This window comes from Aerosakkonema funiforme FACHB-1375 (genome assembly GCF_014696265.1).
In the GTDB taxonomy this organism is placed as follows: domain Bacteria; phylum Cyanobacteriota; class Cyanobacteriia; order Cyanobacteriales; family Aerosakkonemataceae; genus Aerosakkonema; species Aerosakkonema funiforme_A.
Window position 1 is genome coordinate 1 of sequence record NZ_JACJPW010000152.1, and the last position, 16,384, is coordinate 16,384.

At 43.8% G+C, this 16,384-nt stretch carries 17 protein-coding genes and 2 pseudogenes; 11 read left to right on the plus strand and 8 right to left on the minus strand.

Annotation, left to right across the window (positions count from 1 at the left end; all coding sequences use genetic code 11):
- Positions 1-128: 128 nt before the first annotated feature.
- Positions 129-347 carry a winged helix-turn-helix transcriptional regulator gene (locus H6G03_RS39625; protein ID WP_190474722.1) on the plus strand — a complete coding sequence of 73 codons (219 nt, stop codon included), beginning with the start codon at positions 129-131 and terminating at the stop codon, positions 345-347.
- Positions 348-353: 6 nt separating this feature from the next.
- Here H6G03_RS39625 and H6G03_RS39925 read toward each other — a convergent pair.
- Positions 354-966: pseudogene (locus H6G03_RS39925) on the minus strand (M48 family metalloprotease); the annotation flags it as partial.
- Positions 967-1,209: 243 nt separating this feature from the next.
- Here H6G03_RS39925 and H6G03_RS33860 point away from each other — a divergent pair.
- On the plus strand, positions 1,210-1,764 hold the full coding sequence (locus H6G03_RS33860) for a hypothetical protein (protein ID WP_190474724.1): 555 nt from the start codon (positions 1,210-1,212) through the stop codon (positions 1,762-1,764).
- A 191-nt stretch (positions 1,765-1,955) separates the two neighbouring features.
- Here the strand turns inward: H6G03_RS33860 and H6G03_RS33865 are convergent, their stop codons facing one another.
- Positions 1,956-2,165: a hypothetical protein gene (locus H6G03_RS33865; RefSeq protein ID WP_190474726.1), complete on the minus strand. Its 210-nt coding sequence runs from the start codon at positions 2,163-2,165 to the stop codon at positions 1,956-1,958.
- A gap of 985 nt (positions 2,166-3,150) precedes the next feature.
- Here H6G03_RS33865 and H6G03_RS33870 point away from each other — a divergent pair.
- Positions 3,151-3,771 carry a tetratricopeptide repeat protein gene (locus tag H6G03_RS33870; protein WP_190474728.1) on the plus strand — a complete coding sequence of 207 codons (621 nt, stop codon included), beginning with the start codon at positions 3,151-3,153 and terminating at the stop codon, positions 3,769-3,771.
- Between the two features lie 71 nt (positions 3,772-3,842).
- Positions 3,843-5,192: a sensor histidine kinase gene (locus H6G03_RS33875; RefSeq protein ID WP_190474731.1), complete on the plus strand. Its 1,350-nt coding sequence runs from the start codon at positions 3,843-3,845 to the stop codon at positions 5,190-5,192.
- A gap of 36 nt (positions 5,193-5,228) precedes the next feature.
- Here the strand turns inward: H6G03_RS33875 and H6G03_RS33880 are convergent, their stop codons facing one another.
- Together H6G03_RS33880 and mtnA are read right to left on the minus strand one after the other, a co-directional pair.
- On the minus strand, positions 5,229-6,506 hold the full coding sequence (locus H6G03_RS33880) for a retropepsin-like aspartic protease (protein WP_190474733.1): 1,278 nt from the start codon (positions 6,504-6,506) through the stop codon (positions 5,229-5,231).
- A gap of 67 nt (positions 6,507-6,573) precedes the next feature.
- A complete protein-coding gene (gene mtnA / locus H6G03_RS33885) occupies positions 6,574-7,635 on the minus strand; it encodes an S-methyl-5-thioribose-1-phosphate isomerase (protein ID WP_190474735.1) in 1,062 nt (353 codons plus the stop codon).
- Between the two features lie 271 nt (positions 7,636-7,906).
- Here mtnA and H6G03_RS33890 point away from each other — a divergent pair, with 271 nt between their 5' ends.
- Positions 7,907-10,279, plus strand: coding sequence for a GUN4 domain-containing protein (locus H6G03_RS33890; RefSeq protein WP_190474737.1), 2,373 nt, complete (start codon positions 7,907-7,909; stop codon positions 10,277-10,279).
- Positions 10,280-10,359: 80 nt separating this feature from the next.
- Here H6G03_RS33890 and H6G03_RS33895 read toward each other — a convergent pair.
- Positions 10,360-10,533, minus strand: a pseudogene (locus tag H6G03_RS33895) (transposase); the annotation flags it as partial.
- A 98-nt stretch (positions 10,534-10,631) separates the two neighbouring features.
- On the opposite strand from H6G03_RS33895, the gene H6G03_RS33900 reads away from it, so the two are divergent.
- From H6G03_RS33900 to H6G03_RS33910, 3 genes are all read left to right on the plus strand, one after another.
- Positions 10,632-10,847 carry a type II toxin-antitoxin system HicB family antitoxin gene (locus tag H6G03_RS33900; protein WP_190474739.1) on the plus strand — a complete coding sequence of 72 codons (216 nt, stop codon included), beginning with the start codon at positions 10,632-10,634 and terminating at the stop codon, positions 10,845-10,847.
- Between the two features lie 158 nt (positions 10,848-11,005).
- A complete protein-coding gene (locus H6G03_RS33905) occupies positions 11,006-11,230 on the plus strand; it encodes a hypothetical protein (RefSeq protein ID WP_190474741.1) in 225 nt (74 codons plus the stop codon).
- A gap of 57 nt (positions 11,231-11,287) precedes the next feature.
- On the plus strand, positions 11,288-11,467 hold the full coding sequence (locus H6G03_RS33910) for a hypothetical protein (RefSeq protein WP_190474743.1): 180 nt from the start codon (positions 11,288-11,290) through the stop codon (positions 11,465-11,467).
- A gap of 16 nt (positions 11,468-11,483) precedes the next feature.
- Here H6G03_RS33910 and H6G03_RS33915 read toward each other — a convergent pair whose 3' ends face one another.
- From H6G03_RS33915 to dxs, 3 genes are all read right to left on the minus strand, one after another.
- Entirely contained in the window at positions 11,484-11,708 is a 225-nt protein-coding gene (locus H6G03_RS33915; RefSeq protein ID WP_190474754.1) for a hypothetical protein, read from the minus strand.
- Between the two features lie 24 nt (positions 11,709-11,732).
- Positions 11,733-11,963, minus strand: coding sequence for a DUF433 domain-containing protein (locus tag H6G03_RS33920; protein ID WP_190474744.1), 231 nt, complete (start codon positions 11,961-11,963; stop codon positions 11,733-11,735).
- Positions 11,964-12,373: 410 nt separating this feature from the next.
- A complete protein-coding gene (gene dxs, locus H6G03_RS33925) occupies positions 12,374-14,281 on the minus strand; it encodes a 1-deoxy-D-xylulose-5-phosphate synthase (RefSeq protein ID WP_190474747.1) in 1,908 nt (635 codons plus the stop codon).
- A 606-nt stretch (positions 14,282-14,887) separates the two neighbouring features.
- Between dxs and H6G03_RS33930 the strand changes: the two genes are divergently transcribed.
- The 3 genes from H6G03_RS33930 to thyD are packed head-to-tail and all read left to right on the plus strand — an operon-like array spanning position 14,888 to position 16,346.
- Complete coding sequence (locus H6G03_RS33930) at positions 14,888-15,061, plus strand: hypothetical protein (protein WP_190474749.1); 174 nt, start codon at positions 14,888-14,890, stop codon at positions 15,059-15,061.
- The gene (gene psb28 / locus H6G03_RS33935; protein WP_190474750.1) at positions 15,058-15,426 is read left to right on the plus strand and encodes a photosystem II reaction center protein Psb28; all 369 of its coding nucleotides are present in this window, start codon (positions 15,058-15,060) and stop codon (positions 15,424-15,426) included. The genes H6G03_RS33930 and psb28 overlap by 4 nt, the downstream gene beginning before the upstream one ends.
- Positions 15,423-16,346 (plus strand): thylakoid membrane protein ThyD, encoded by a 924-nt coding sequence (gene thyD, locus H6G03_RS33940; RefSeq protein WP_190474752.1) that lies wholly within the window; start codon positions 15,423-15,425, stop codon positions 16,344-16,346. Before psb28 ends, thyD begins: the two co-directional genes overlap by 4 nt.
- The last annotated feature ends 38 nt before the right edge of the window (positions 16,347-16,384 follow it).

A 16,384-nucleotide genomic window follows, 5' to 3' on the forward strand; every position in this document is an offset into this window, starting at 1 on the left:
CACTCCCCCACTCCCCCGCTCCCCCCAGTCCCCAGTACCTATGATTCCGGAGGAACAGTCTAGTGCATTGTAAAGAAACAATTAGCTTGAGGTCGTCAATCAATAAGACGGCTTGCTCAGTCTCACCCATGAACACCCGCGAAAAGATTCTTAGAGCTATAGTAGATAATCCCGGACTGACCACACGCGAAATAATGGCGATCGCCCAACTGTCGCGTACAAACACGCGGGAGCATTTGCAAAAATTGGAAAGCATGGGCTCGATCTATTCCGAAACGGATGCAAAAAATCCCAACAAGCATCGTTACTATCCGATCGGCGAATCACCCAATAGCGAAACCGAATAGTAAGATGCTCTGGGCCAGTTGGATTAGAGTGGCCCCTAAAGGAGCCAAAAATACAAGGAACAAAACCCAAGGGCGGGTTTGCGCCCCTGCGATCGTCGCGGGTGACGGGGTAATACAAACCTCCAAAAGTCAAAATGCGCCCGATGAAAGTAATCGCTCCGCCTACAGTACCTGCAACCGCCTGAGTCAGGGTGTCGCGGTTGCGGATGTGGGTAAGTTCGTGAGCTAAAACTCCTTCTAGTTCTTCTTTCGAGAGCAGTTGAAGAATGCCTTGAGTAACTGCCACCGTAGCATTTTCAGGGTCTCTACCTGTGGCAAAGGCATTGGGGGATTTGGTTGGTACAATGAATAACTTCGGCATGGGAATCCCAGCCTTGTTGCTTAAGGAAGCTACTGTATCCTATAGTTCTGGAGCTTGTTGAAGATCGAGCGGTTGAGTGCGATAGGCCATTAATGCTGCGCGATCGGAGTAATACCAGGAGCCAAAACTCGTCAGTGCGGCTAAGCCGAGACCCATATATAGCCCCTGTTCGTTCCCGACCAGGTAGTATCCACCCAGAACCAGCAGACCGCTGAGCAGTCCCAGCAAAGCTGCCGTTTTGATTTGATTTCCTAGCATAGGTGTTGAAAATTTTATTCGTGTTGTTTATTAAAGTCTCAAATTTCGCGGGTTTCCCGTCTCTATCCGGTGAAATAAAGTAGGCTCTAACTACTGGCATATCCAAGATAAAAAAACGATAATCTTAACTTTAAAATAAAATAAAATCACTTATATATGGAGCGTGTATTTAGTATAATGAATCTATGCAAAACAGATGTAAATTATCAATTTTGCTAAACTTACAAGCATAGGAGATTGAAAATGCCACAATATTCTCTAGCTGAAGATCCATCAATAATACTGGACATTCCTGGCAAGAACGATACCAAGAAAAGTCGTGAGGCAGCCATAGAAAAATTGCTAGAAATGATGGATGCAGGAGAAGTTGATATCGACTTAAAAGATGGATTTGGCCCAGATGAGTTAATTCTGATTAAAACACCTGTCAAGCAAGGCGCTTCCCATCCACAAGAGAAAACAGAAGAAACTGACACGATCGCACAAGCAGTACAAGTTCTGACGCAATTCGCTACGCTCCGCCAAAAAGTAGAAGAATTACGTCCAGCGGCACAAGAAGCCCGCACCCAAATTGACCTTTTATTTGAAGGTAATGTCAGCGTCGAACAAATACAACAAATCAAAGAAGGACTTAAATCTTTAAAAGGTTTTGCCCAAAACAATATCCAACTTCGAGAAGCTTTACCTGAAGCGGAAGAAGCGCGTAAAACTTTGGATGAGGCAATGGCTACAGCAGCAATAGAAAAGGCAGCGATAGAAAAAGCAGCGATAAAAAAAGCGACAGAAGCTAATCGGTGATTGCTGACTGGTAACTGGGGAATATAAAATTTTATATTCCCCATAAGCCTCTCCCTGACATACTGTATAATTTATATATAAACCAAAGATACTTTATAAAGTAGGCATTACCCAACATTGCTGCTGTTCAAACGTTACAAGCATTTCTTTGGGTACTGCCTACTCTACGTTTAATTCTGTTGACCTACTTACTATATCAGCTTAATACGCCCTTTCATAAGCGCACGATGCAGACGGTTAACTACCCGATGTTCTTCTTCGTTTAGTTGATTTTCTAAAAAGGCTTTTCTTAACACATCTTGGTCTGCTGCTGTAATCTGATGAGAATTAGCAATTCTCGCCAATATTTCGTACAGTTCGGACGGTACAAAAGAAGATGTTTTAGGGATAGAGTTCTCCATATCTAAACCTTGTTTTTCAAACTGCTGTTATCCTACTAGAAGTTATTTCATGGACAAGGGAAATATTTTTATCTGTTAAAAAACAGATTTATGGCGATGCTGTTGTTGTCTTTTTTAGCTAAATAATCAGGGCTTATGCAGATTTAACCCGATCGTTTGCGAGTATATTTGCTTAGCCCTCCATTTTTTCCAGTTATTAAGGCTTGACTTCAGCCTTAATAACTTAACAATAGTTATGGAAGAGTCTCTGCGACTCTATCAAGCGTAGTAACTGCGTATTACTTCCAAAGGACGATGGTAGCTATGCCAAAATCTAGAGGGAAGCAATTCGAGAACAAAGCCGAGTGCAGGGCGGCTTTACACCGCTTGCTACAAGGAATTCTTCTCCCATGCTTAGCATCGATTTAGGCCCTATTGTTCCCTGTGTTTCCACAAGCTCACAAAGTAAGGGTTTATTCAATACTTGTGAGTGCTGCTTACAGAATAGCATTTTTAAAACAAAATCTAAAAAAAAGATATTACTTTAACTTCAGCACAGCTTCTTAGGTAAATTTGCAGTATTTTTTAGCTTGGGTGTGTAAGAAATAACTCTTAAAAAAAGTATTGCGTAAGTATATAAGCGATCGCCATATATGATGGATATCCAATAATTAGCATAATTTTGTCCTAAAGTGTGTCGATCTAGTATAAATAGCCTAAAAAGAGCATTTTCATCTGTATTTAAAGCACAATCTTCACCTTCTATACGTTGCTGGGAAATACTTCCTTATTTCAGTAGTATAATTATTTTCGGGCTATCTGCTATACCGCTTGCCAAAGTCAGTAGGAACGTTAACCCTGCTTTTCTCTGGGGTTATCTATGACCAAGCACCACAATATCCTGCGCTGCTGTGCCGGAATGAGTTACTGGCAGCAAGCTGTTGAGGACGTGAAAGCAATCGCAAACGCAAAGTCAGAAAAGTGAAGAGGAAGGTTACTGATTTTAATGGCCAGTCACATTTCGCTAGTTGTTGAACTGTCTTCGTGGAACAACGTTATTCGCGCTCACCCCTACAATGCAAAGGCTTACATTCGGCGAGGGATGGCCAATTTTAAACTGGCTGAGATCGATCGGTCCATCCAAGATTTTGATACAGCAGAAAAGCTCGATCCCAGTGTCGCGCCATACTTGTGGCAACGGGGCTTATCTTTTTACTATGCAGAAAGATTTGTGGAGGGTGCCAAGCAGTTTGAGTTAGACTTGACCGTGAATTCCCAAGATGTAGAAGAGACTGTGTGGCGATATCTCTGCATCGCTCGATTGGAAGGTGCGATCGCTGCCCGAAATTCCCTACTTGTCGTCAAAAACGATCCGCGACAGGTGATGAATTGGATTTACGAACTGTACGCGGGAAATCGCACGCCAGATGATGTCCTTGCCGCAGGCGAGAAAGAAGGCAACTCAGCCAGATTTTACAGCCATCTTTACGTCGGATTGTACTATGAATCGGAGACAGAACAGGAGAAAGCGCAAAAATTCATTACGAAAGCAGCTCAAGAATACCAATTGGATGACTATATGTGGTATCTGGCGAATGTACACCAACAATTGCGAGGTTGGAGTTAAAGAAATGGATCTCAAAATTTCTGATTTTCAGATTATTTTTAGGAGTTATGGCATCCCAAGGCAGGAAGTGGATGATAATTAACAGGGTATTGGAGGCTCTAGCAAGGAAAGTACTGGCCATTTTTGTGCTATTAAAACCTGCTGCCGAGTCACCAGACTACAAAGCATGGAGACAGCGATTTTTGTTGGAACGTGTGCGCCTGAGTTTGTGGGTGGCGCTGATTTGCCTGTTCACATTTACAATCCGCGACCTGTATAATGTCGCGTTTCCGCTCAAGGAATTGCAAAATATTCCGCAAGAGTTAAAAGATTTTTGGATTGTCTTGGATATAGCAGTTACACTGCTGTTACTTAGCTGTCTGGTCTTGCACAGAACTCAGTTGGCTCGTCGTTATCCGGCGGCACTTTTTCTGGGACTATCTTGGTCGATCGCGCTAGTACCGCAACTTTTGGCAACAACGCTAAAAGGTTCGCCGTTTCCAGATTTAATGGCCTGGACTATGTTGTTCCTCGTGCAAGCAACCCTGATTCCCGTTGACTGGCGACTGCATTTGCTGTCGCAATTGGGGGTATTTATTTATTATGTGGGCGTAAATTTAGCACTGGGGTTGACAACATTTCTGGGGCGGCCTATTTACAATGTGACATTTTTTTTATACTTCTTTTGGTTTTGTTTTGTTTGCGATTTAGCAGTTTATCTGTACGAACGACTGCAACGGGCAGAGTTTGAATCTCGCCGAGAATTGAGAGCTTTTTTGCACGCGGTTTCTCACGATTTACGGAATCCCGTTACGGGAACTGCAATGGTGCTGCAAAGTTTGTTGAATCAGCCGGAGGAAAAAATAACTGTCAGTAGATCTATCTTGGAACGGATGCTTCAGGGCAGCGATCGTCAACTCAATTTAATCAATTCTTTGTTAGAAGCTCACAATAGCGAAGTACAAGGTATAGTTTTACATTGCCAACCGCTTCATCTCAGCACTTTAGTGCAAGCAGTTTACTCAGATTTAGAACCTATCTTAACAAAAAACCAGGTTATTTTTAGGAATTCGATCGCTGATGATTTACCCTTAGTCAGCGCCGATTCAACTCAGCTATGGCGTGTATTTAGCAATATCATTACTAATGCTGTGAACCACAATCCCCCAGAAATTACTATTACTCTAGACGCTACTATTGAAGGCAAAATGATTCGCTGTAGCATAGCAGATAACGGGGTGGGGATGACTCCAGAACAATGCCGACGAGCGTTTGAATTGTATGCGCGGGGCGATCGCACTCGCTACGTACATGGCCTTGGTTTGGGACTATACCTCTCGAAGCAAATCGTTACCGCTCACGGCGGACAAATTGAGGCTAATAGTAACCCTGGAATGGGAACGACATTTTGGTTTACTTTACCAATTTTGGCAAAAAAGTGAAAGTGCAAGCGATCGCTCAAATTGCGTAATCCCTGACTAATTAGCTAAAGGAGTCAATACCAAACTACCCGATTCAATAAATCCGATGGCGTTGCGCTTACCAAAACGCCAATGTTGCTGATATTTATTCAGGAAACTTTGACCTATAACACCATCTACTCCCAGCAAATTAAAAATATTGCTGTTCACGATTGCACCATCGATATTATTAACTTCATATTGCCCCAAAGTCACACTGTCTAACTTGATTTTTTTCGCTTTTTGAGCGCCGCAAAAGCCGAATACTTCTGTTTCTTGTGCATTTATACTCTTGAGAGAAAGTCGCTCAGTCAGATTTGTGGAGAGGACGATCGCATCAGCGCCTGTATCCAACATAAAAGTAAATGGCCCTCGACCGTTAACGCGAACTTGAGCGGTTATGTTGCCTAATTTTCCCGCCAAAGGAATCGCTCCTTCCACAGGTAGGGAAGGACGTAAAAATTGAATTTGTAGCGTTTTAGGATTCAGGACAACATCAAAGTTGCTGAGAAAATCCAAACCTAAAACCCCAGACAAATTACCTGGAATAGAAGTTGAGGGCAATCCCATACCATTAAGCCCTTCCACGGTTGCTGCATCCACACTTATAATAGGTAAAGGATGCAAATTTGCTTTTACTTCATCGCATTTGTCACCCACAGCAATATATTTTAAAAGGTCGCTGGGAATAGGCGTACTTGGCAAAGCTAACTGTTGTGCAGTTTCAGTATTAATGATAGAAGAAGAAGCGCCTGTATCCAATAAAAAAGTTTTGGTTTGTCCGCCAATTTGCACGGGAAGCGTGAAAACTTGGCTATTGGGGAGAGTTTTGAGTTGGACATTAGCTTGTCCGCTACTGACGGGTTCGGGCAAACTTACACCAGTAGCTTCGACTAAAGTAGTGAGGCGATCGCTCGCATCTTGACGAACGCTACCATCAGGTGCTAAAATGACAACTTGAAAGACACATTGCGTAGACGCTGCTTGCAATAATTCCACTGAAGTTTGGCGTGGATTGGGAAATTTAGCCGCTACACATAGGGCTACTTGTTGCAGCAGCGCTTCACCAAGGTTCTTCGGCGGTTCGGTTATATCTTGTTTATTCTGATTGGGTAATTTCAGAGGAGAAATTACAATATTTTTAGTTTCTTGACTAACAGCGGGTTTGACAAGATTCGGCAAAACACCGCTAAATAAAATAGTAGCAATAAAAATCAAACCCAACACAAAGTTTTTGCAACCGCGTCGGTTTTGTTTTTTCTGGAGTAAATGCAGCAATTTGACTCTGACTTTCATCAAAATTTACCATATATAGATAATTGGTGGGCAATGCCCACCCTACTCAGGATCGTACAACCATATTCTAAACTACTTGTTTGGTCTGAAACTGTTGTAACTCAGATGGAACTACCGCGCCATACTCAGTAATAATGGCGGCAATTAACTCCGCAGGCGTCACATCAAAAGCGGGATTATAAAATTCTACTCCCTCTGCTGTTAGCCTGGTATTTCCTACTTGGTAAATTTCTACGGGGTCGCGTTCTTCAATCGGAATTTGACTCCCATCGCCAATCGAAAAATCGATTGTAGAAAGAGGTGCAGCCACAAAGAAAGGAACCTTGTGTGCTTTTGCCACAAGTGCTAAACTATAAGTACCTATTTTATTAGCAGTATCCCCATTAGCAGCAATTCGATCGGCACCAACAACTACCGCATGAATCAAACCGCGCTGCATACAATGCGCCGCCATATTATCCGTAATTAAAGTCACCGGAATACCTTCTTGCACGCATTCCCAAGCTGTTAGTTTCGCACCTTGTAAACGAGGACGAGTTTCATCGGCATAAACTCTTGCCAAACGTCCCGCCGTCCAAGCAGAACGCACCACACCCAAAGCCGTACCGTAGCCAGCAGTTGCCAAAGCACCGGCATTGCAATGAGTGAGAAGCGTTAATTTTTCCGGATTTTTCGGTAAAACTTCTAAACCTTTATCGCCTATCGCCTGACAAGTTTGGATATCTTCCGCGTTGATAGTTTTCGCCGTTTCTAACAAAACAGTTTTCAGATATTCTACAGGGCCTAAAGTTTTACGAGCAGTATTTAACATTCGTTGAATTGCCCAAAACAAATTCACAGCAGTCGGACGAGTTTGCCCCAACGTTTTGCCAATTTTTTCCAACTCATTCAAAAACTCATCGCGGCTTTCCGTTTGAATATCCCTTGCACCCAGATACATTCCGTAAGCTGCTGCAACACCGATAGCTGGTGCGCCGCGCACAATCATCGTTTTAATTGCGTGCGCCATATCGTCGCAGCATTTAATTTCCACAAAGGTGTACTCGTTCGGTAAGCGATTTTGCTCGATGAGTAAAACGCGGTCATCTTGCCAAATGACTGGATAAACCTGGGAAGTAGTAGATGTCATGAGTGAATTTAAATTACTGAGTTTATTTTCAGGCATTTACAGTCTATCAGAAAAGTTTATTTTGAATATTTTTAAATGCAGATGAACGCAGATGTTTGGTTAATTGCTGACTTGGTTTAGTGTCCAGTCTGTATGGTGGGTCAGATAGCCTAATTTTAGGCGAGGAAGTTTAAATTTTATGGTTTTGACCCACCCTACTCAATCTTTAGCGCTAAAGCGCAACAACATACCTACTGCGTTACTATAATGACAACACGCTGCTCCTACCCCCATGTCCCAAGAATCGAAACCTGCACCGCAGCCTTCTGATTCAACTTCCGAGTCTCCTGAGACAGAGAAGAAACCTGAGACAGAGAAGAAGCCGGAAACAGAGAAGAAACTAGAATCTGCGCCTCAGTCACCGCCGGAGGAGAAACCGGAACGCAAATTTGTTCAGAAAAGCGTTCAGGCATTGATTCAGTGGAGTCCCCTTGGCGGTAGTGGTTGGTTATTTGTCCATTTTTTATTAGAGCAAGATTGGATGCTGGCAATTTTGATGTTTCCGGCAACAGTTGTCACCGCTATTTGGGCAGCTTATACGGAAAGTTTCATTGCCAGAATGCGCGAAATTTATACTGACCGAGGCAAGCAGGATGCAGACGCCTTGGTTAAATTTATGGAAAAGTTGGATAGGGCGCTGCGTTGGCAACTATCCGGATTTGAGGATAAGTATCTCCGATGTCAGGCAAATGCCTGTCGTGACTATATAACAGAAGGCTTTAACCAGAATTTTACTCCCACGCTAGAGGAAGTTTTTGTTCCTCTGGAATTGAGCGATGTCCATACGATGTCTTTATCGCCCGGTTTGCGGCAAAAAGATGTTGAAGATGTCGCCGCGATGCAGGCAAAAGCTGAAGGATTGAAAATCTGGGATTTTCTGGCAAGGATGCAGAAAATTCCGGCTTATCGGCGGATGGTCATCTTAGCTTGGGGTGGCTACGGCAAAACTACTCTACTGCGCCACATTACTTATACTTATTGTGAAAAGCCGAAACGCGCTCGCCTGCGCTATCAAGCACCTCGATTAATTCCCTTTTTGCTATATCTGCGGAAATGGCGAGATTTGTTAGGGCAAGAAGACGCACCTAACTTAGCAGATTTGATTACCCAACATCATATTCCCCAACTTCCAGATGGAAAACGCCTCAGTTTACCTGCTAACTGGGTAGAAAATTTGTTGCGGCGAGGGGATGCTTTGGTGATGTTGGATGGTTTTGATGAAGTGGCAGAAGGACAGCGACAGCAGATAAGCGAGTGGATAAGTCGGCAGATGGAAGATTATCCCAACTCGGTCTTTTTCCTCACTTCCCGTCCCGGCGGTTACAAGGATTACTCGGCAGCTACTAAACCGCAAACTTCCCTGTTCGTGAAACCTTTTAACTCAGACCAACGACAACGGTTTATCGAACGGTGGTATTTCCATCGGGAACTGTATGCTAGAGCAGGACGCAATACTCCCGAAGTGAAGCAGGAAGCGATTCGGAAAGGAACGGATTTGATGCAGCAGATAGAACAGCGCAGCGAATTGAAAGACATGGCGCAAAATCCCCTACTGCTGAATATGATTGCTACTTTTCACAATTCTTATCCGGGGAACGAACTGCCTCGCAAACGCACGGAACTTTATAAGGCAATTTGTCAGTTACAACTGGGAGATAGACCTTTAGCAAAGCGAATTAATTTACTATTACCTGCTAAAGAAAGTCAGGAAGTTTTGCAAAGCGTTGCTTTGGAAATGGTGCAGCAAAATCGTCCCATTCTTCCCCAAAATGAGTTAATGGTTTTGATTCAAAGTCATCTAGCGACCCTGGATGATGACGTTCAACCAGCAGCTTTCTTGGAGGAAGTAGTGAAAGTTAGCGAATTGTTAGTAGAAAGGGAACCGGAGGAGTACGAGTTTGCCCATTTGAGTTTTCAAAATTACTTAGCTGCGGTACAAATTAAAAAAATTGGGCAAGAAAGTTTATTGTTTCAGCACTTTGGTGATTCTTGGTGGCGGGAAACAATTCTTCTCTATGCTGCTCAAGTTAATCCTACTAATTTGATTCGAGAAGCTTGTAATAATGGCTCTCGCGAAGCCGTGTCTGTTGCGTATGATTGTTGGCGGCAAACTACTAGAAAGGTAGACTCGAATCTGGCAGAACAGTTGCAACTGTTTCGCTATCGGGATTTAGAACGATATCTGCAAAATGGAGAATGGCAAAAGGCAGATGAAGAAACTTATCGGTTGATGATTTTGACTGTAGGGAAGGAAGAGGGACAGTGGTTTAGTTCGGAAGATTTGCTGAATTTTCCTTGTGAGGACTTGCGAAAGATTGACGGATTATGGGTAAAATACAGCAATGGGCGTTTTGGCTTCAGCGTCCAGAAGAAAATTTATCTGGAATGCGGTGGTATTCCAGATGGGAAGTATTATAAGGAAACTTGGGAAAGGTATTGCGATCGCGTAGGATGGATGCGAGAGGGGAAATATATTCCTTACTCAGAGTATATTTTTAATATCTCAGCACCTATGGGCCAACTCCCGGGTGCGTTTGCGTCGTTTGGTTTTTTTGGGGGGTTTTGGGGGGTTCTCTTCTCTCGCATCGAGACTTGTAAACTGTAGCATATAAAGGTTTTCGCAGAATGTAAAGAATTGTTTTCCGCCTTCTTTGCTACGAAAACTCGTCATTCCAGCGATTCGATGCTCATAATACACAATGCGTAAAGCTTGAATCTATATTTATCCTGACAGCGTTTGATAGCATAAAGAAATACTTCTCGACACTCAAAGCGAGTTAATCGAAACTCCCGATTATTGCAGCGAACGGTAACGTGGTAGCAATATGCAGGCAGAAGTTGACGACAGGGACGAGACATAGTTTAGATAGTGGTAGCTTTATATTTAATTTCTCTGATGAAGTCGCTATTGGAACTCTCAAAAGTATTTGGAAACAAGCACAATTGGAGGATGAATAATGAAAGAATATGTGGTAATTTTTGAATGGGCTGGCAGTAACTATTCCGCTTATGTTCCCGATTTACCTGGTTGTATTTCTACAGGTAAGACACTTGAAGAGACAGAAAACAATATTAAAGAAGCTATCCAGCTTTATATTGACACTCTTCGAGAGGATGGTCAAGCTATTCCCGAACCATCCCTGAAGGCAAAATCAATTTCTGTGGCAGCTTGATTATGGTTGTTAGGAGATATTGGATTAGAAGAGAAGTCCGCTTAGATTTGGTATTGGCAAACAAAGCCCGCCTGGGGTTCAAACCCCAGCGTCATAGCGAAAGTCCTCTCAAGAGGACTGGGTAATAATATGATATCAGGCAAGAGGAATAAAGCATAATGGAAACTGCAACAGAACACCTATCACCAGCCACCGCAAATGCTTTTCTTGATGCGCTTCCCAATAAAATTAAGCAGGCGTTGATTGCATATTCAGCAGAAATTGAATATCCGGTAGAAGCCGTATTAGAAATGGCGATATCTGGTTTTCTCGATCCAGATTCAGTTAGTTTTGTAGATTGTAAACCGCTATCTGGGATGGATATTGAGAGGAAAGTGAATTAGGGAAAACCTTGTGGTAATATAATTGTATCAAGTATTAAAGAAGGAAACCTAAGCGCTATGAAAGGTTATATCAAAGGAAAAAGCATTATTCTCACAGACTCTCTGCCAGAAAACATAAAAGATGGCGATGAAGTAGAGGTATCTTTTTCAGTCATCCCAAAACCAAAATATTCATTTCCCACTTTTAAGCTAGGAATTAAAGACGAGTACCTGAAAAGAGAAAAAATCTATCAGTAAAATTGATAAAACGACATTAACTGTCATCTCTACTAACAGATAAATTATCCAATGGCTTATTATCTTTCATAATTCTAATCAAAAACCTGAGCGCTTCATTTACTGCTACAGAATCAGGAAATATTTCTGCCACATCAGCTTCTAAATGCACAGTCACGCCACCAACGCTTTGCCATCCTGGGCCAAGCTTTCTCACCCGCAAGCTTCTTAGATCGTATTCCGATCGCAATTCATCTTCCATGTTTGTTTTGGTCAAATAGTAGTTTCAACTTTCGCCTACTATAGCAATCAAACGATGTTCTCGATCCGCTGCAAATTCCAGACAAGCTTTAATATCTTCTTCTGTCAATTCTGGAAAGTCATCTAAAATTTCTGCCACAGACATACCAGCTGCTAACCAGCCTAAAACATCGTATACTGCAATCCGCATCCGTCTAATACAAGGCTTACCGCCACGTTTACCTGGTTCGATCGTAATGATGTTGCGATCGCTCATACAAAGCGAGGTTCGATCTTGCTTTCCTAAGTTTAGCCTAACACGCGCTGGAGTTGCGATCGCGATCGGATGCCAGACCGAAACATTATAGGCTGTCTATATAGGAACCACAAGAAATCCTTATATCACAAAATTGTTCAACCAGTTGACTAAATGTCAAAGTCGCGTTTACAATTATTTACATAACCAAACAAAATTTTGAAAAGCTTTTAAAAAAGCTGATAGTGTCTAACATCTTCAAGCTCTCCTAATTCTACCTTGGCTAACCACCAGGGTTTTTTTATTTTTACAGCCTTTTTCAGGTGATTGAGGTATAGAGAAACCCGGTTTATTGAAGAAACCGGATTTCTGGGATTATTCATAACCGCCGATAAATGCAAACAAACACAAAGCGGTTAAAACTTTTCCAACTAACTCACAACAGAAGGTTGCTTGCTAAAGAAAGCATTTCGCACCCGTTCCGCAATTTGCGGCGGCGTCAAACCGAGTTGTGCAAAAGACTCTTTGGGTTCGGCATGATCGACTAAAATATCAGGTACGCCAATCCGTTTGACTGGCACTACCACATCATTATCCATTAAACTTTCGACAACTGCCGAACCAAAGCCGCCCATAATGCAGCCTTCTTCGAGGGTAACAACGCGACCGATTTGTTTTGCCAAAGGCAGAATTAATTCGGTATCCAAAGGTTTGGCAAATCGCGCATTAATTACGGTAGCTTCAATCCCATATTCGCTGAGAATTTCGGCTGCTTGCATTGACGGATAAACCATCGAACCGTAGCCTAAGATCAGCACGTCGTCGCCTTGACGGAGAATTTCAGCTTTACCGATCGGCAAACCTTCCCAACCTTCCTCCATCAAGGGTACACCATAGCCGTTACCGCGAGGATAGCGAAGTGCGATCGGTCCATCAGTATAGTTTATCCCCGTCACGAGCATCTGCTGCAATTCTGCCTCATCTTTCGGTGCCATTAACACCATATTGGGAATGCAGCGCAAATAAGAAATATCGTACATTCCTTGGTGAGTCGGGCCATCAGCACCCACAATTCCCGCCCTATCCATACAGAAGAAAACAGGCAAGTTTTGGATGCAAACATCGTGAATTATTTGGTCGAAGGCGCGTTGCAAGAAAGTAGAATAAATTGCCACAACAGGACGAATTCCTTCGCAAGTTAAACCAGCTGCCAAAGTAACCGCGTGCTGTTCCGCAATACCCACATCTATATATTGTTTGGGTAATTTAGCGTGCAATTTATCCAAACCAGTTCCGGTTGCCATCGCCGCCGTAATACCGACAATTTTGGGATTATTTTCTGCCAGCTTTACTAAAGTGTGGGCAAACACTTTCGAGTAGGCGGGAGGTTTGGGTTTGTTGGAAGGAATTGGTTTGCCAGTAGCTAAGTTGAAGGGACTTTGGGCATGGTAGCCAACTTGGTCTTGTTCGGCAAGTTCGTATCCCTTACCTTTAACTGTGGCGACGTGAACTAATACCGGGCCAGAATGCTGATGCGCTTCTTTGAAAGTAGCAATTAATTCTTCCAAATTATGACCGTCTACTGGCCCCATGTAGGTGAAGCCCAACTCTTCAAATACCGCGCCAACTTTCGGTACTGCTAAGCGCTTCATCCCTTCTTTGATGCGTGCCAATTCAGGAGAAAAAGAATCTCCGACAAAGGGAAGATGCTTGAATTGTTCCTCTAGGTTATCGGTGATAAACTGCACTGGCGGACTGAGGCGCATTTTGTTGAGGTAGCGGGGAATTGCACCGACGTTGGGCGAAATCGACATTTCGTTGTCGTTGAGGACTACCAACAGGTTGGTCTTCGGCAAATGTCCGGCGTGGTTGATTGCTTCCAACGCCATCCCGCCAGTCATCGCACCGTCGCCAATTACGGCTACTACCTTGAAGTTGTCGCCTTTCATATCCCGCGCTAAGGCCATACCCAAGGCAGCTGAGATACTGGTAGAAGCGTGACCTGCGCCAAAATGGTCGAATTTGTTTTCACAACGCTTGAGATAGCCGGCAACGCCATCTTTTTGCCGCAAGGTGTGGAAGCGACTGTAGCGACCTGTAATCAACTTGTGGGGATAAGCTTGGTGTCCCACATCCCAGATTACTTTGTCGCGATCGAGGTCTAGGGTCTGGTAAAGTCCTAGTGTGAGTTCTACCACACCCAAACCAGGGCCAAGATGTCCGCCGCTGGTAGCCACGGTTTGCAGATGCTTTTCTCGAATCTGACGCGCAATTTGCTTGAGTTGATGAATAGAAAGACCGTGCAACTGGTTGGGATGGGTGACTTCGCTTAGGTGCATTAGATCTAGTTCTCCAATTTCTCTTACTTTCTGTGCTACTATTTGCCCTGTGGAATGCTTCCACAGTCGGATTGATGGCCAAGACCTTGGACTTTAGTCCTCTGCAACGTCTTCTGTTTCAACAACAAGGGGCGGTTAAAAGTCGCCGAAGCTTGAGAGGGCTTGAAATTCGATTTGTGGAGATGTTACACGCAATACCTCTAAAAAGTATGGCGGGATTCCACAGTAGCTGTTTGCCTCGAAAAGACGCGGCACGCAACGTCTGTGCAAAATCTCAGCTTTTTGTGCAACCATACTGGCGTACTTTCTAAATGATTATTGGATTGTACCTATTTCACTTTAGAGGATTTCGATCGACAATTTACTCACTAATCGGGTTTTTTTGACCTAAAATCGGCGATCGATCCGGTTCTATGGCAGCTATAAACCCGGTCGTCTGCTATTGTGTTAAATTGCTGCGATTTTTAACTAAAATAAGTAATGATGGCAGATAAAACTTGTGTGTTTGCCTCTGCGGTGAGAATGCGATCGCTCTGGCAAATAAATATCAAGTGTTTATGAATATGATTAGACATCTCCTCCAAAAGAATCTCAAAGGCAGGCAGGATGCCTACCCCACAAGAATTTTTGGAGATGTCTATTGTTAATGCGATCGATGCAATGGATCGAGCAAGAACCATCACCGCAAAACAGATTCGGATTAGTAGAGAATTGAAAAATCGAGATAAGACAACATCTGGCTATATAATGATTGTTAAGTTTCTTATCATCGTCTCATGACTGCCCAAGTCCCCTCGATCGAGTTCTTTGAAGGAATTTCCGAAGAATTGAGTAACGTCAGCCTGCGGCGGAATCGCAGTACAGGCGTGCGATCGGTTTTAATGACGTTCGCGCATCTCAAATCCCTAGAAAAATTTAACAGCTTTACCAAAAAATTCTCCAAAGCTCTGCTTTTAATCGATACCGAAGGTCGAATTAGCGTTGAGCCTTCTTCGGTAAAATTCATCTTCGGTGGGCCAGAGGGAGACGAGATCGATCGGGTCGAGTGTGTGTTTGAGATCGAGCGGGAAGATCATTGGGAACGATTTATGCGGTTTATGAACCGCTATGCTGAAGCTAATGGAATGGCATACGGGGAAAGATGAAAGTAGCGATTACAGGTGCAACGGGATTTGTCGGCAGTCGCTTGGTGGAACGGCTGCACGAGTCAGGCGATCGCGTCTTGGTATTGACAAGAAACCCAGAACGTGCTAAGCGAGTTTTCCCCAGCAGTACTTTCCCCAATGTGGAAATCGTCGCCTATACACCTACGGAGTCCGGCGAGTGGCAAAAATCCTTATCCGGTTGCGACGGTGTGGTCAATTTGGCAGGAGAACCTTTGGCAGAAGGTCGCTGGACGCCAGAACGCAAGCAAGCGATTATGGATAGCCGGAAAATCGGCACCCAAAGAATAGTAGAGGCAATTTCTCAGGCAAATCCCAAACCAACAGTATTGGTGAGTACTTCTGCGATCGGCTACTACGGCACCAGCGAAACCGCTACTTTTGATGAAAGCAGTGCCACCGGTGAAGGTTTTCTGGCTGAGGTATGTCAAGCTTGGGAAGCCCAAGCCCAAAAAGCGAAAGACTTGGGCGTGCGATTGGTTATCCTGCGAGTTGGGATTGTGTTGGGGATGGGAGGTGCGATCGCCAAAATGATACCACCATTTAAACTATTTGCCGGTGGCCCTATTGGTAGCGGTCGTCAGTGGTTTTCTTGGATTCATCGCGAAGACCTTGTGAATCTGATTTTAGCCTCGTTACGTCGATCGGATATTGAAGGCGTCTACAACGCCACTGCCCCCAATCCTGTGCGTATGAGTGATTTCTCGCACACTATGGGACAGGTTCTCAAGCGTCCTTCCTGGTTACCCGTACCCGGTTTTGCTTTAGAAGTATTGCTGGGAGATGCGGCGGTAGTGGTATTGGAAGGTCAGGAAGTTGTGCCCAAACGCACTTTGCAGTTTGGTTTCGAGTATCAATATCCCAATCTCAAGTCAGCTTTGGAAAATATTCTCTTTTCTTAGGGGATAGGGGAGCGGGGGAGCGGGGGAGCGGGGGAGTA

What these genes read in the sequence shown, in the direction of transcription:
- H6G03_RS39625 (WP_190474722.1), top strand. Translation starts at nt 129, where the DNA reads ATGAACACCCGCGAAAAGATTCTTAGAGCTATAGTAGATAATCCCGGA.
- H6G03_RS33860 (WP_190474724.1), top strand. Translation starts at nt 1,210, where the DNA reads ATGCCACAATATTCTCTAGCTGAAGATCCATCAATAATACTGGACATT.
- H6G03_RS33865 (WP_190474726.1), bottom strand. Translation starts at nt 2,165, where the DNA reads ATGGAGAACTCTATCCCTAAAACATCTTCTTTTGTACCGTCCGAACTG.
- H6G03_RS33870 (WP_190474728.1), top strand. Translation starts at nt 3,151, where the DNA reads ATGGCCAGTCACATTTCGCTAGTTGTTGAACTGTCTTCGTGGAACAAC.
- H6G03_RS33875 (WP_190474731.1), top strand. Translation starts at nt 3,843, where the DNA reads ATGATAATTAACAGGGTATTGGAGGCTCTAGCAAGGAAAGTACTGGCC.
- H6G03_RS33880 (WP_190474733.1), bottom strand. Translation starts at nt 6,506, where the DNA reads ATGAAAGTCAGAGTCAAATTGCTGCATTTACTCCAGAAAAAACAAAAC.
- mtnA (WP_190474735.1), bottom strand. Translation starts at nt 7,635, where the DNA reads ATGACATCTACTACTTCCCAGGTTTATCCAGTCATTTGGCAAGATGAC.
- H6G03_RS33890 (WP_190474737.1), top strand. Translation starts at nt 7,907, where the DNA reads ATGTCCCAAGAATCGAAACCTGCACCGCAGCCTTCTGATTCAACTTCC.
- H6G03_RS33900 (WP_190474739.1), top strand. Translation starts at nt 10,632, where the DNA reads ATGAAAGAATATGTGGTAATTTTTGAATGGGCTGGCAGTAACTATTCC.
- H6G03_RS33905 (WP_190474741.1), top strand. Translation starts at nt 11,006, where the DNA reads ATGGAAACTGCAACAGAACACCTATCACCAGCCACCGCAAATGCTTTT.
- H6G03_RS33910 (WP_190474743.1), top strand. Translation starts at nt 11,288, where the DNA reads ATGAAAGGTTATATCAAAGGAAAAAGCATTATTCTCACAGACTCTCTG.
- H6G03_RS33915 (WP_190474754.1), bottom strand. Translation starts at nt 11,708, where the DNA reads ATGGAAGATGAATTGCGATCGGAATACGATCTAAGAAGCTTGCGGGTG.
- H6G03_RS33920 (WP_190474744.1), bottom strand. Translation starts at nt 11,963, where the DNA reads ATGAGCGATCGCAACATCATTACGATCGAACCAGGTAAACGTGGCGGT.
- dxs (WP_190474747.1), bottom strand. Translation starts at nt 14,281, where the DNA reads ATGCACCTAAGCGAAGTCACCCATCCCAACCAGTTGCACGGTCTTTCT.
- H6G03_RS33930 (WP_190474749.1), top strand. Translation starts at nt 14,888, where the DNA reads ATGCCTACCCCACAAGAATTTTTGGAGATGTCTATTGTTAATGCGATC.
- psb28 (WP_190474750.1), top strand. Translation starts at nt 15,058, where the DNA reads ATGACTGCCCAAGTCCCCTCGATCGAGTTCTTTGAAGGAATTTCCGAA.
- thyD (WP_190474752.1), top strand. Translation starts at nt 15,423, where the DNA reads ATGAAAGTAGCGATTACAGGTGCAACGGGATTTGTCGGCAGTCGCTTG.